Origin of the sequence: Roseibium aggregatum (assembly GCF_017309185.1) — a bacterium.
Lineage (GTDB): Bacteria > Pseudomonadota > Alphaproteobacteria > Rhizobiales > Stappiaceae > Roseibium > Roseibium aggregatum_B.
On sequence record NZ_JAEKJZ010000002.1, the window covers coordinates 125,612 to 138,964 of the forward strand.

Consider the following 13,353-nt stretch of genomic DNA (forward strand, 5'->3'; position numbering starts at 1 on the left):
GCACAATTTGAGGATGCACGTTCCTTCCTCAAGCCTTGGCTGAGCAGCTCCATCGGGCGGCGGTTATTCCGCCTTTTCGGAATAACCTTCCAGCATGTCGAGCCACTCGCCGCTTTCAAACCAGTAGACCTGAAGATCCTCAAGGAAACCGTTGGCCTCGTTCTCCACGATCCAGGCATTGAGGAAATTCAGCATGTGCGGGCTGTCCGGCCGGGTGACCATGCCCTGCCGGGTGGAAACAAGCGGTGTCTCTTCGGCGGCATAGCGGCCAGGATCCCGCGCGACGATGAAGGCGGGGTAAGGTGTCGGAACAATCGCACCGCTGACGGACCCGTCAAGGAAGGCGTCGCGCATGGCGGCCGGGTCTTCGTAAGGGACGAGTTCCGAGGATTTGAAATCGTTTGTCGCGGTCGCCTCGGCGATTGAACCTTTGAGCACTCCGATGCGAATACCCTCGTGATCATAGCCGCTTCCCGCCGCACCTTCCGGCAGGCCGGTCTTGTCGACCACCAGTGTGAAGTCCGTTCCGCCATACGGAGACGAGAAATAGACCTCCCGCGCACGATCCGCCGAAATCGATACACCGGAAATAATCACATCGACGTCGCCCGCCTTCAGGCTGGCGAAAAGCTCGTCGTAGGGCATTTCGACAAAGGTCAGGTCCACGCCGAGGGAACCCGCGACGGCCGAGGCCACGTCGATTTCGTACCCCATGCGTCCGCCGGTCTTGTCGTTGGCCAGCCAGGGAACGAGATTTTCGCTGGCGATGCCGACCTGAAGCGTGCCGCGGGATACTGCGTCCTCCAGGGCTTCGGCCGCAACCCCCGGCGCAACGGACAGGCTGGGGAGAAGCAGCGCCAGAGCAGTCAACACACGTGTTTTGGTCATATCTGTCACCTCGTCAGGGACGGGAAAATTAGCGGCGGCGTTGACCGCGCGGAGGCCTCGGCGCCGGACGCGTCCCCGGCCTGGGCTGGAAACTCGGCGGGCGCGTGCTGGGCCGGGACGGCTGCGGGGGACGGACAATCGGACGCCCCGGTTTCGGCGGCTGAACCGTCGGCGGCCGGTTGGCAGGCGGACGGTTCGCGGGAGGACGCACGATCGGATGGGTCGGTTTCGGCGGGCGCGCGATCGGCGGGGTCGGCTTCGGTGGACGGGTGCCGGGAGGCCGGTTGCCCGGGGGCCGGTTCGCGGGCGGTCTTGGCCGGTAGATCGGATAGTTCCGCCGAATGATCGGCAAACCGATATAGACGCCCATCGAGACAACGGGACGGCCATAATAGGTGCCGGACCCGGCATAGGCGAGATATCGTCCGGAAGCCCAGCCGCGCACACCGGCATACAGAATGTCACACCAGCCGTAGCCGTCCGTGCACTGGTAGACCGATACCAGCCCGCCCCGCGGAATGCTTCCCAGAACCTGGTAACTGGTTCCCGGACCGGCCCGGAAATTCAAGGTGGTGGTCGCGGTCGCCTGCCAGGAGGTCTGGGCGCCGGACGGGCCCGGCACCAGCCAGAGCACGGCAGCGAAAACGATCAGGAGCGGTAACCTTGGGGACGGGAATGCCATGGAAGAAACCCCTGAAATTTTCGGCAGCGATATCGAATTGAAATGCAGGGGGCTTGAACCCCGGCACTTCGGAATTAAAGCCGGTTATCCGCAGTCCCGACAAGTGTTTTCGGCCGGGTAAGTATTGATCATTACCAATGGCGGCGCGCGCGAACCGGCCGCGCGCGCCCGGGCATGCGCCCTCAATTGCGGCCCCTTCTCAAGACGAGCCCCGCTGTCAGACGTATGTCAGGCCACTGCCGCGACGACGATGATCTCGACCTTGTAGTCGGGCGTCGCCAGGCGGGATTCGCCGCAGGCGCGGGCCGGCGGATTGGCCGGATCGACCCAGGCGTCCCAGACCGCGTTCATCTCGGCGAAGTCGTCCATGCTTTCCAGCCAGATCGTCGCCTGCAGAATACGGGATTTGTCGCTGTCGGAGCGTTCCAGAAGAGATTCGATCTGCTCCAGGATGGTTTTTGTTTGGGCGGTGACGCTCTCGCCCGGCTTGCCGACCTGACCGGCAAGCCAGACAGTTCCGCCGTGAACGACGGCCTGGCTCATGCGCGGACCGCTGTCGAGACGTTTGATATCGGACATGCTTGCACTTCCTTGCTTTGTTGGAAAAAATTTTCCGCTCACGCCATGACGCGGGACGGATTGAGAGCCTGGACGACCTCGTCCGCCAGATCCGGTGCGCGCGAGAGGCACAGGTCGGCGGCAAGCTGCGACAGGGCCGGCGCCGTCTGCACGCCGTAACCTCCCTGCCCCGCCAGCCAGAAGAACCCCTCGGTGTCCGGCGCGAAGCCCACCACGGGCGTCCGGTCGGCGACGAAACTGCGCAGGCCCGCCCAGGAGCGCTCCACCCGCGTCACCTCCATCGTCACCGCCTGCTCGAAGCGGTGAAGGCCTTCGGCGAGCACCATGTCGTCGGGCCAGGCGTCATGCGGTTCGACCGGGTCCTCGTCCGCCGGAGAGACCATCAGCTTGCCCGCGTCGGGCTTGGCGTACCAGGTCTCCGACGCGCTGGCGACGAGCGGCCAGCCGGTGACATCCACGCCTTTCGGCGGCGGCACGATGGCCGCGGACCGGCGCATGGGCACGAGCCCGACCTTGAGCACCTTCGCCAGACCCGCGACCACATCCGCCCAGGCGCCGGCCGCATTGATCAGAACGGGTGCCTCGAAGGTTCCCTTCGGCGTCTCGACCCGCCAGACGCCATCGGTGCGGGCGATACTCTGCGCCGGCGCATCCGTAACGAACCGCGCGCCGTGCCGCCTGGCCAGCCGCGCGAAGCCCTGCAGGAGCCGGTCGACATCAATGTCGCGCGCATCGCGTTCGATGGCCGCCGCCGCAAGGCCGTCCCGGCGCAACAGCGGAAACAGCGCAACCGCTTCGTCCGGCGTCAGACGCTCCATGCCGTAGGAGCCTTTCAGATAGGTCTCCAGGGCATCGACTTCGTCGTCCCGCGCGATCAGCATCTCACCGCGCGGCGACAGCAGGCTCTCCTCCGAGATCCCCTCCGGTTCGACCAGCACCGCCTCGGAGGCGGCGGTAATGGCCCTGAGGGCCTTGTTACCGTAATTGCGGATATAGATCGCGGCGGAGCGGCCTGTGGAATGACGGCCGAGCGCGTCCTCCATTTCCAGCACGATGACTGCGGCCTCGGGCGCGAGACGCGCGGCGGCCCCCGCACCGGCGATGCCGCCACCGATAACCAGGAAATCGGCTGTTTCTGTCATGACGATTTCCTCAATGCGCTCAACCCGGGCTCCATCAGATCCATGACGGCTTCGCCTTCCCTGGCCTCGAAGCCCAACCGGTCGTAGAACCGGCGCGCATCCGGATTGTCGTCATAGACGGCGAGTTTCAGGAATGTGACGTTCCAGCTTTCCGGCGCATGGTCAAGAGCTGCTGCCAGAAGCCTTTGCCCGAGCCCTGCCCCACGCGCCTCCGCCGAGACCCAGAGGTCGGACACATAAAGCCCGGCGCCACCACGCGTGGTGGAAAACACCGGCGAGGCCAGAAGCGCTCCGGCGGTCTCCTGCCCCCGAAGCGCAATCAGCGCGAAGAAGGCCGGCGGCTCGGAAAAACCGTGAGCCAGCAGGTCGTCGACGCTGGCTTCGTGACTGTCGCCGAGATCCTCAGAAAGCCGGGTCAGGGCCTCGTGAAGCCTTTCGGCGTCCTCGGGTTCCACCTTTTTGATGACGATCCCGTCCATCGTCAGAACCCTACCTTCGCCGCGCCCTTCAGGCCGAGCATCTCCCTGGCGTCCTCAGGCGACGCCACCGTCCGCCCGAGCTCCTCGGCGATCTTGCAGATTTTTTGAACCTGGTCGGCGTTGGAGCGGGCCAGTTCGCCGCGCGCGATATAGAGATTGTCCTCAAGCCCGACGCGCACGTGACCGCCCATGCTTGCCGCGATTGACGCGAAGGGGATCTGCTGACGCCCGGCGGCCAGAACGGAAAAGAGGTAATCGCCGCCGAACAGCTTGTCGGCCATGCGCTTCATGTGCTGCAGGTTTTCCGGGTCGGCGCCGATGCCGCCCAGGACGCCGAAGACAAACTGGATGAAATAAGGCGGCTTGACGAGACCCCGGTCGGCGAAGTGGCGCAGCATGTAGAGATGGCCGACGTCATAGCACTCGAACTCGAAGCGCGCGCCCCGCTCCGCGCCCATGCGGATCAGCACCTGTTCGATATCCTTCGGCGTGTTCTTGAAGACGAGATCGTCGGAGGTCTTCAGGAACGGCTGTTCCCAGTCGTGCTTCCAGGTGTCGTAACGGTCCGCCAGCGGATAGAGCGCGAAGTTCATCGTGCCCATGTTGAGCGAGCACATCTCCGGCTGCGCCTTGAGCGGCCCTTCCAGACGGTCTTCCAGGGTCATCACCGCGCTGCCGCCGGTCGTCAGATTCACCACCGCGTCGCAGCCTGCCTTGATCTCCGGCAGGAAAGCCATGAAATCCGCAGCCTTTGCCGACGGCTGGCCGGTCTCCGGATTGCGGGCATGAAGATGCAGGATCGCGGCGCCGGCCTCCGCCGCCCCGATCGCCTGCCTGGCAATCTCTTGCGCCGTCACCGGCAGATAGGGCGACATGGTGGGCGTGTGGATGGAGCCCGTCACGGCGCAGGAAATGATGATCTTGTCTGTCACGGTCGAGTTCCCCCCGCTTCTGTCCGGTTCAGGGTTCGAGACCCCTCGAAAGCCATTGGAATTGCGTCTTCTTTCCCATTTTCAAGGCAGCCTGGCAAGGTACACCGTCGCCGCACGCACCCCTCTCCTCCTGAGCAGGTAGGAGTAATCACAACTGGCGCCGCCACGCGCCTCTTCCCTTATGGATGTAACGGAAAGACTGACAAAATCCTCTGACCGTCATTCCGGACAGCGTGCCGAGAAGCGGCATCGCATGAGCCGGAATCCAGACATCAGCGCGAGCGACAGCGAGCACATATTCTCGTAACTTCCTTTTCTCATTTGAGCATTGAGCGCCTTTGGCGCAGATTATGTCTGGATTCCGGATCTGCGTTCGGCTACCGCCTCACTTGTCCGGAATGACGCTTCGAGGGGTTGTCTATCACCCGACCCGCGCGCCCTGCCGCGAAATCCTGTCCAGAAGCTGGCGCAGCGAAAGGTCCAGGCCTTCGACGATTTCCGCGATATGGTCGGGCGTCGAGATCATCGGTGGGGCGACGATGAAGTGGTCGCCGCTGTAACCGCCTCGCGTCCGTCTGGAATAGATGATCAGGCCGTTCTCGTAAGCAATGTCGACCAGTTGGTTGTAGACATTGAGCTCCGCCGGCAGCGGCCGTTGCGTCGCCTTGTCCTCCACCAGCTCAAAAGCCAGCAGCAGCCCCTTGCCGCGCACGTCGCCGATGATCGCGTATCGCTCCATCAGCTTTTCGAGTTCATCCTGCAACAGCGTGCCGATCTCCGCGGCATTGCGGCAAAGGTCCTCCCGCTCGATCTCCTCCAAGACCGCGAGCCCCGCGGCGCAGGCGAGCGGATTGCCGGCATAGGTGAAGCCATGCAAAAAGCCGCCCGCGTCGAGCACGTTGGTCACGATGTCCGTGCGCGCGACCATCGCCCCGAGCGGCGCGTAACCGGCGGCAAAGCCCTTGGAGATGACCAGGATATCCGGATCGACGTCCCAGTGCTCGCCGGCGAAGAATTTGCCCGTTCGCCCGCCGCCGGACATGACCTCGTCGTGGATCAGGAGCACACCGTAGCGGGTGCAGATCTCCCGGATCCGCTGCATGTAGCCTGCAGGCGGCACCAGCGCGCCGGTGGAAGCCCCGCCGACTGGTTCGACGATGAAGGCGAGAATGGTTTCCGGCCCCTCGGCCAGGATCTTCTCCTCCAGCATGTCGGCATAGTGGTGGCCCGTCGCATCGTCGTTGGGATCGAGCCCGTCGAGATAGGCCCGGGGCGCCGGGATCTTCGGCATGGGCCGCATCATCGGGTCGAAGGGAGCGGTCAGCGGCGCATAGCCGGTGAGCGCAAGCGCGCCCAGTGTACAGCCGTGATAGCTCGGCTCGCGGGAAATCACCTTGGTGCGCTGCGCCTCGCCGATGGCGACCGCGTTCTGGCGCGCCAGCTTGATGGCGCTTTCCACCGCTTCCGAACCACCGGAAACGAAAAACACCTTGTCGAGGCCTTCCGGTGCCAGGCCCGCCGTCCTAGCGGCCAGGTTTTCCGCCGGCTCTGTTTCGAAATGCAGACGGTAGCCGAAGGTCGACTTGTCCATCTGCACCTTCATGGCCTCCAGAACGCGCGCGTTGGAATGGCCGATATTGCAGACCATGGCGCCGGACGATCCGTCCAGATAGCGCTTGCCGTCCTTGTCCCACATGTAGACGCCCTCGGCCCGGTCCAGCACCGGCCGCCTCTGGCGGGATTGATAGAAGAGATGGGAGGTTTGGGACTGGCTCATGGGGGGCGACCGGCTACGATGGAAGGAACCCCACTGATGGCATTGTTCCGCTTCACCGGCAAGGCATGCCGTGCCCTGCCGCGCTGCCGCACCGAAACTTGATGCCGCAGGCCCTCACTTCTTTGGAGCATGTCGCGCTTAATGGGAAATTTCCTGCATTGCGACGTGCGCTGGCGGGGTGTTGAAAAGTCCGGGTCTCCTTCGTCCCTCTACCCGTCCCGTCCGGGCTCGTCCGGGTCGTCGGAAAAAAGCGCGATCTTGTTTCCTCCGGGATCGCGCAGGTAGGCGACGTAAAAGCGGGGGCCGTAGGCCTCCCGGAAGCCCGGCCCGCCCTCGTCTGAGCCGCCCGCGGCAAGACCTGCGGCATGAAGCTCGCGCACCTGCTTCTGGCTGCGTGCCCGGAAGGCGATCATGGTGCCGTTCCCGGCCGAGGCCGGACGTCCGTCGAAGGGCGGCTTGATATAGACATCCGGTTGCGCGGCAAACCGGTCCGGCGGTTCGGGCAGCGTGTAGCTCAGCCCCTCGGAACTCTCCTCGAAATCATAGCCTAGGCCCGGCAGGAACGCGCAGTAGAACCGCTTCGCGGCCGCGACGTCATCGGCCCCGAGAGTGACATAGGCGATCATGCGGCTGGCTCCTTTTCGGGAGGTTGCTGAGTGAAAGGAGTTTACGGCATCGTCGCGGGGAGCGAACCCACAAAATTCCTGAGCCCGAAGCTGCGCGGGATCGCTCATTCCGGCGCGTTGCCGCCCCTCGAAAGACCGGCTGTTCCCAGCCGACCGCCCCCCCCCAGGCCGTCATTCCGGCCAGCGTGCCGCGAAGCGGCATCGCGTGAGCCGGAATCCAGACGTCAGCGCGAGCAACAGCGAGCACATGTTCTTCTATCTATCTGTTATCATTTGAGTATTGAGCGCCTCCGGCGCGAATATGTCTGGATTCCGGATCAGCGCGCAGCTGCGCTGCACTTGTCCGGAATGACCGTCCGAGGGTTTGTCGGTAGTCTGACTGTCCCGCCCCGCTTTTTTCGTCCAAGAGGCATCGATGCACGCCAAAACTCCCGGTTTTACCCTACTGAAAGGTCCCCACGGTAGACTTGTCCAAACCTCCCATGGACGAGAGACAGATGCCGTCTTCCAGTACCGCTTCCCTCGAAATTCTTAATCTTCACAAGCGCTTCAGCGAACCCGCCGTCAACGGGCTCTCGCTGAAGGTGCGTGAGGGCGAATTCTATGCCCTGCTGGGCCCGAACGGCGCGGGCAAGACGACAACGCTGCGGATGGTCGCGGGACTGCTCCAGGCCGATGCGGGCTCCGTCAGGATCTGCGGTATCGATGCCTTCGCGGACCCGATTGCCGCCAAGCAGGTCCTGGCCTGGGTCCCGGACGACCCGATGGTCTACGACAAGCTGACACCGGTCGAATATCTCGAGTTCGTGGCGGGCCTCTGGAACATGCCGCCGGACCTCGCGCGCTTCAGGGCCGACAGCCTGCTCGACTCCTTCGGGCTTGCCCCCCATTCAAACGAACGCTGCGGCGGGTTCTCGAAGGGGATGCGCCAGAAAGTGGCGCTCGCCGGTGCCCTGATCCACGAGCCCCGCCTGATCATCCTCGATGAGCCGCTCACCGGACTTGACGCAGGCTCCGCGCGACAGGTGAAGACGGTGCTCACCGGTCTTGTCGCTGAGGGCGTGTCGATCATCATGACCACCCATATCCTTGAAGTCGCGGAGCGCATGGCCGACCGGATCGGGATCATCGCCCGCGGACAGCTCGTTGCCGAAGGAACGCTGGAGGAGCTGCGCACGCGCGCCAGCGCCGACGGCCATTCCCTGGAAGACATTTTCCTGGAAATCGTGGGCGGCGGCGAAGGAGACCTCCATGAGCGCGCGGCGGATGACCTCGACGAGAAGGTCGCATGAGAGCGGTCCCGGCGCCTTCCGCCCTGATGCGGTTTTCCCGCCATGAGCTGCGGCTTGCCTGGCGCGACTGGGCCTGGATGTTCTCGGGCTGGCGCAACACCAGCCTGCGGCGCACGCTGATCGGCATGGGCCTCTTCTACGCGGTCATGCATCTGGTCGCCTACGCCGTGCTGTCCCCCCGTTTCGCCGCCGGGTTTGCGCTCGACCAGACCGCGCTGGCCATGCTTTCGGTGACGGTGCTGCTCAGCTTCACCATGATGCTGTCACAGGCGATGGAGTCGGTGACGCGCGCGTTCTACGCGCGCGACGATCTCGACCTGATCCTGTCGTCCCCCGCCCCCTCCCGCGACCTCTTTCTCGTGCGCATCGTCATGATGGCTTTGACAAGCTGGGCGATGTCGGCGCTGGTCATTTCTCCCTTCCTCAACGTTGCGGTGGCGCTGGACGGCGTGCACTGGCTCGCGGGCTATGCGGTTCTCCTGGCGGTCTCGCTGACCGCGACCGGAGCCGGTGTGCTGATCACGCTGTCGCTGTTCAAAACGGTCGGCGCGCAGCGCACGCGCTTCCTCGCGCAAATCCTGGCGGCGGTCGTCGGCGCGTCCTTCCTGATCGGGATGCAGGTGGTCGCGATCCTGTCCTTCCGCTCGATGTCCCGCTTCACGCTGCTCGATCCGGCCTTCCTGGCGGAGCATGCGCCGGGCGCGAACTCCGCGTGGTGGGTCCTCGCCCGCGCGGTCACCGGTGAGACCGGCGCGCTGATCCCGGTCCTCGCGGTGTCCGTTTTCTTTTTCGCGGCCGGCGCCTGGCGCGGCGCGGTCCAGTTCCGCAGCATTGTCGTGCTGGCGCTCGGGGTGACGGAAAAGACCCCGCGCGGACGCGCATCGGACCGGAGCTTTCGGGGCTATTCGCCCCTTGGCGCGCTCGTTTCCAAGGAACTCAAGCTGATTGCCCGCGATCCCTGGCTGATCTCCCAGACGCTGATGCAGGTTCTCTATCTCATCCCGCCCGCCGTCATGCTCTGGGTCAGCCTTGGCGACACCGCCGGGGTTTCCGTGATCGTCGCCCCCGTTGTCGTCATGGCGGTCGGACAGCTTGCCGGCGGCCTTGCCTGGCTGACCATCTCCGGCGAGGACGCCCCCGACCTGATCGCAACGGCCCCCGTCTCCGCGTTTACGACGCTCTGGGCGAAGGTGCTATCGGTCCTGGCGCTGATCGGGGCCCTGCTGCTGCCGATCACGCTGAGTCTGGCGCTCGTCTCGGTGTGGGGTGCCGCGGTCACCGCTGCCGGCGCCATGATCGCGGCGGCAAGCGCCATCCTGGTTCAGCTCTGGTTCCGCGCCCAGGCCAAACGCACCAATTTCCGCCGCCGCCAGGTCGCCTCGAAGGCCTCAACGCTCACGGAAGCCGCCGCCTCGATCGCCTGCGCGGCGGGCACGGCCCTCGTCGCGGCGGGCAGCGCGCTGGTGCTCCTCCCCCTTGCCCTGCTCGTGTGCGTGCTCGGGATCGCCTGGAGCCTCCGTCCGAAACACGGCGTGCAGGCCTGAGGGGGCGCGCGCGATGTCGTCGGCCCCGACAGCGACATAGGCCATTATGCGGCGGGTTCCTTTTCGGTGGTTTGCTTGGTGCAAAGAGTTTACTGGATCGTGCCGGGGTGTGGGACCATAGAATTCAGCGAAACAAAGTTTCGCAGGATCGGCCATTTTGCTCTGTTGTGGTGAAAGCCCGCTTTGCGTCCCCATCTCAAACGTTGGCTGGTTCTCGGTCGTATCTGCAAAGCTGTCATTCGCGGTGCGACATACGAGGTGTAAAAACTTGGAGAGCCCCCGTTCGCTGCCCTCGGCCCCAAGGCTCGAGAGGGGCGGTGGGTTGACTTGGGGGATGTAACTTTGCCCAGTGGATGAAGCTGAAACCGCAAGATCATAAGGTAGCGATTGCGATCGTTCAAACTTTTGCTGTAACAGAAATTCCAAATTCCCATCAGGCAAGCTTTGCGACGAGACATGAGTCGCACTCTGCTGCCTCTACTCTAAAAAAGGTAACCACGTGACTGTCGAGGATCGTCTTCCGGATCAGTTTTCACGGGACTTGCTTGCGGGCAGTCTCATGGTCGCCAAAGATCAGAAGAATCCTGTTCGTTTGCATCTTGCGGCGGCCGGATTGAGAGAATTGTTCGGACACATACTGCATGCGGACGCGCCTGACGATGAAGTACGCGCATGCGCTTGGTTCAAGCAGGAGCCGAACACGAAGACTGTTACGCGTCTTCAAAAAGCCATCTATTCCACCCAGGGCGGTCTGTCAGACGCATTCGTCGAACGGTTGGGATTGGACGTCGAAGATTTGCACCGCGCGGCTATCCGGTCGATAGAAGCCCTGAACAAAGCAACGCATGTTCGACCCGACACGCTGGTAAACGACGAAGCGGCCATCAAGTCATTTATCGATGAAGCCCTGGCGGCGCTTGAAGGTCTACTTCTGTCATTTTCTGAAGGACGAAGTGCCGTCAAAGAGGCCTTGGTGGATGATGTCTATCGTGCAATGTCGGACGCGTTGATCGAGCGGACCTTCGACGACATTGATATTCTGGCGGGCAAAGGATACGAAATCGACCCTTGGATCGACGATGCCGAAATCGAAATTGAAGCATTGGGTTCACAGGTGATCCTTGTGCGCTTTTCAGGCGTTGCAAATGTTACCTTGCACTACGGCTCCAAGCACGACGCTGTGGAAATCCAACATGACTTTCCATTCTGGCTGAGGTTCGAAGCGCCGGTTAAAAAGCCGACTGAGCTAACCCTTGTTGCCCATCATTTCGACGATACGTCCTGGTACACTTGAACAAAGCCCTGCTTGAAGGCTACTCCGCCGCCACGCCTTCTTCTGCATCAAGGGCCGAGATTCGTTCCCTCACCTCCTCACTCAGGTAGTCTGCGTTGATCGTACGCAGGTACCGCAAAGCTTCTTTGTCATTGGCCTGATACTCTAGGCGGCGCTTGTAAAAGGTCAGACGCCCCTCGGCTTCCTGGATGATTTCTCCCCAAGTCTTAGCCCAGACACGTATCTTGATCGGGTCATCAATTTCTAGCACCAGCCCACGAGGCTTGTCCTTTTGCCGGGCTTCGAACTCCGCATCTTTCGTGAAGCGGTTGGCCACAGCAACGAAGTCCCATTCGACGTTCGGGTGTTTGAAACGGTCATCAAGGGCCACAGCCTTTGCGTACTTCTTGATTTGGTTGATGACGTCTTCGTTTAGGTTCTGGCTAGGGCGCTTTAGCTCAATAACAAGGTGTTTTCGATCTTCATCGGTGGCCGTCGGCATACGGCACGACAGCATCAGATCAACGATGGCGGCTTTGCCTTCGGCGTCGAGAACGGGAGTACTTGGCGCGAGTGTCTTCCGTGCGGTACCATTGTCATTATCACTGCCCAGCACTTCGATATGGCTGCGCAGAACGGCGGACAGATCCTCGTCGTCGTTCATCAGGTTGAACTGCTCGCCGAATATCCATGTCTCTTGGGCGATAATTCTGTGAAGTTGGGACCGTTCGAGCAACTGATGTTTGGACTTTGGTTCAAATACCAAAATCTGTAGGGCTCGCAAGAACTCGAGACGATCGGTGACCGCTTTTGCGGCATTGATAACAGCTGTGAGGGAGGTTTTGCGAAGAAGGTCTGCCAGTTCCTCTTGCTTCGCCTTGGGAAGGTCTACAACGCTCTCCAGAATTGCAGGTAAGGCACCGGGTCCGGTCTCAATCGCGGCCTTTACAAGTTGAAGGATTAGTTTTTGCTGCTTAGACGGAGCCTTATCAAAGTCAGGGCTATAGTCGGCCAAATTCAATGCGACGACATCAAAGACTTGTCTTTCATTGATTTCGATGGGATCAGACGCTTTTCCTTCATAGGGATAGATCTTTGCCTCTTTCCACTCCTGAATTTTACCACGAGAACGCTCTGCTTCGCGCTCGCGAAAGTGCTCGCGCAACTTGGCTTTCGCTGCCTCGACAAGTGCCATGGAGGGCGGATCGAGCTCTATCAGTCCTTCCGAGTTATCGTCCGCAAGGTCCTGAAAATGGTCTGCGGTCAAATATGCTGTGAAGTCGAAGCCACGTGCATGAATCCCCGGAGCCATTTCGTGGAAACTGAAACGGCCGGGTAGGCAAAGCATCAGCTTTCGTTCGACCTTCTTTTTCCAGTCAATAATATTTAGTGTGGCTTTGTACTCATGACTATCTTCGGTAATCGCCGTAATTTCATACGGCGTGACGTCGCGAATTGCGTCTCGTGCGTCGATCTCTTCGCCATCATAGATGATACGGAAATCGGGGTCCTCGTAGAGTTGGAGCGCGAATACATCCCGGACCTGCTCGGCGAACCCATCTGCCGACCAAATTTCGAAATCTCGAACGACATTTTCGATTTCTACGGTGCAACCCTTGTTCGGGGACGGGACTGTATCTGAAATCGTGAAGCGTTTCAGATCCGATTTTTCACCACTGATAGAAAACTTCTTTCCAGCATGATGCGAAACCCACGTTACGCGCTCGCCAAGAGCAAATGCCTTGAAGCGGCCCTGTCCCTTTTCTCCATGGATTATTCTGCCACCGCTGGTCTTAACTGCCCGCTTCTTCCAGGAGCCACCCAATGATTGAAATAATGCTTCAACCTCGTCAGCCGGAATCCCGGTTCCATTGTCGACGACTCGAATGACGTCTAGTTTTGTAAGTTGGCCCTCTTCAAGCTCTACTTTTACTTCGCGTGCATCTGCATCGTAGGCATTCCAAATGAGTTCCGAAATGGCTGCCAGCGGTTTCGCGGTGGTAACTCGCTGAATATGATCATTTTCAACTTTAATCTCAATTTGCTGCACGGATCGGACCTCTGTGAGCGCTCAATTCCTGAACTAATCTCATGCGCCGACCGTGTTTTCAACCTGCAAGAGTAGCGTCCCACTCTCGT

12 protein-coding genes are annotated in these 13,353 nt (G+C 61.5%); 3 read left to right on the forward strand and 9 right to left on the reverse strand.

Annotated elements, in window-relative coordinates; all coding sequences use genetic code 11:
- Positions 1–63: 63 nt before the first annotated feature.
- The 8 genes from JF539_RS12785 to JF539_RS12820 all read right to left on the reverse strand — a co-directional run bounded on the left by JF539_RS12785 (position 64) and on the right by JF539_RS12820 (position 7,105).
- Entirely contained in the window at positions 64–888 is an 825-nt protein-coding gene (locus tag JF539_RS12785; protein WP_207141060.1) for a transporter substrate-binding domain-containing protein, read from the reverse strand.
- A 28-nt stretch (positions 889–916) separates the two neighbouring features.
- Entirely contained in the window at positions 917–1,570 is a 654-nt protein-coding gene (locus tag JF539_RS27890) for an SH3 domain-containing protein (protein WP_207141061.1), read from the reverse strand.
- A gap of 228 nt (positions 1,571–1,798) precedes the next feature.
- Complete coding sequence (locus JF539_RS12795) at positions 1,799–2,149, reverse strand: RidA family protein (RefSeq protein ID WP_207141062.1); 351 nt, start codon at positions 2,147–2,149, stop codon at positions 1,799–1,801.
- Positions 2,150–2,187: 38 nt separating this feature from the next.
- Positions 2,188–3,291 (reverse strand): NAD(P)/FAD-dependent oxidoreductase, encoded by a 1,104-nt coding sequence (locus JF539_RS12800; protein WP_207141063.1) that lies wholly within the window; start codon positions 3,289–3,291, stop codon positions 2,188–2,190.
- Complete coding sequence (locus JF539_RS12805) at positions 3,288–3,770, reverse strand: GNAT family N-acetyltransferase (protein ID WP_207141064.1); 483 nt, start codon at positions 3,768–3,770, stop codon at positions 3,288–3,290. Before JF539_RS12805 ends, JF539_RS12800 begins: the two co-directional genes overlap by 4 nt.
- Before the next feature lie 2 nt (positions 3,771–3,772).
- Positions 3,773–4,702: a 3-keto-5-aminohexanoate cleavage protein gene (locus tag JF539_RS12810; protein WP_207141065.1), complete on the reverse strand. Its 930-nt coding sequence runs from the start codon at positions 4,700–4,702 to the stop codon at positions 3,773–3,775.
- A gap of 421 nt (positions 4,703–5,123) precedes the next feature.
- Positions 5,124–6,479, reverse strand: a complete 1,356-nt coding sequence (locus JF539_RS12815; protein WP_207141066.1) for an aspartate aminotransferase family protein — start codon at positions 6,477–6,479, stop codon at positions 5,124–5,126.
- A 209-nt stretch (positions 6,480–6,688) separates the two neighbouring features.
- Positions 6,689–7,105, reverse strand: coding sequence for a VOC family protein (locus JF539_RS12820; protein WP_207141067.1), 417 nt, complete (start codon positions 7,103–7,105; stop codon positions 6,689–6,691).
- 497 nt (positions 7,106–7,602) lie between these two features.
- On the opposite strand from JF539_RS12820, the gene JF539_RS12825 reads away from it, so the two are divergent.
- The 3 genes from JF539_RS12825 (at position 7,603) to JF539_RS28015 (ending at position 11,235) form a co-directional block, all read left to right on the forward strand.
- Complete coding sequence (locus JF539_RS12825) at positions 7,603–8,397, forward strand: ABC transporter ATP-binding protein (RefSeq protein ID WP_207141068.1); 795 nt, start codon at positions 7,603–7,605, stop codon at positions 8,395–8,397.
- Positions 8,394–9,941, forward strand: coding sequence for a hypothetical protein (locus JF539_RS12830; RefSeq protein WP_207141069.1), 1,548 nt, complete (start codon positions 8,394–8,396; stop codon positions 9,939–9,941). Before JF539_RS12825 ends, JF539_RS12830 begins: the two co-directional genes overlap by 4 nt.
- Positions 9,942–10,440: 499 nt before the next feature.
- Complete coding sequence (locus JF539_RS28015) at positions 10,441–11,235, forward strand: hypothetical protein (protein ID WP_207141070.1); 795 nt, start codon at positions 10,441–10,443, stop codon at positions 11,233–11,235.
- Between the two features lie 19 nt (positions 11,236–11,254).
- On the opposite strand, the gene JF539_RS12840 is transcribed toward JF539_RS28015, so the two are convergent.
- Positions 11,255–13,264: an ATP-binding protein gene (locus tag JF539_RS12840; RefSeq protein WP_207141071.1), complete on the reverse strand. Its 2,010-nt coding sequence runs from the start codon at positions 13,262–13,264 to the stop codon at positions 11,255–11,257.
- Between the last annotated feature and the right edge of the window lie 89 nt (positions 13,265–13,353).

What these genes read in the sequence shown, in the direction of transcription:
- JF539_RS12785 (WP_207141060.1), bottom strand. Translation starts at nt 888, where the DNA reads ATGACCAAAACACGTGTGTTGACTGCTCTGGCGCTGCTTCTCCCCAGC.
- JF539_RS27890 (WP_207141061.1), bottom strand. Translation starts at nt 1,570, where the DNA reads ATGGCATTCCCGTCCCCAAGGTTACCGCTCCTGATCGTTTTCGCTGCC.
- JF539_RS12795 (WP_207141062.1), bottom strand. Translation starts at nt 2,149, where the DNA reads ATGTCCGATATCAAACGTCTCGACAGCGGTCCGCGCATGAGCCAGGCC.
- JF539_RS12800 (WP_207141063.1), bottom strand. Translation starts at nt 3,291, where the DNA reads ATGACAGAAACAGCCGATTTCCTGGTTATCGGTGGCGGCATCGCCGGT.
- JF539_RS12805 (WP_207141064.1), bottom strand. Translation starts at nt 3,770, where the DNA reads ATGGACGGGATCGTCATCAAAAAGGTGGAACCCGAGGACGCCGAAAGG.
- JF539_RS12815 (WP_207141066.1), bottom strand. Translation starts at nt 6,479, where the DNA reads ATGAGCCAGTCCCAAACCTCCCATCTCTTCTATCAATCCCGCCAGAGG.
- JF539_RS12820 (WP_207141067.1), bottom strand. Translation starts at nt 7,105, where the DNA reads ATGATCGCCTATGTCACTCTCGGGGCCGATGACGTCGCGGCCGCGAAG.
- JF539_RS12825 (WP_207141068.1), top strand. Translation starts at nt 7,603, where the DNA reads ATGCCGTCTTCCAGTACCGCTTCCCTCGAAATTCTTAATCTTCACAAG.
- JF539_RS12830 (WP_207141069.1), top strand. Translation starts at nt 8,394, where the DNA reads ATGAGAGCGGTCCCGGCGCCTTCCGCCCTGATGCGGTTTTCCCGCCAT.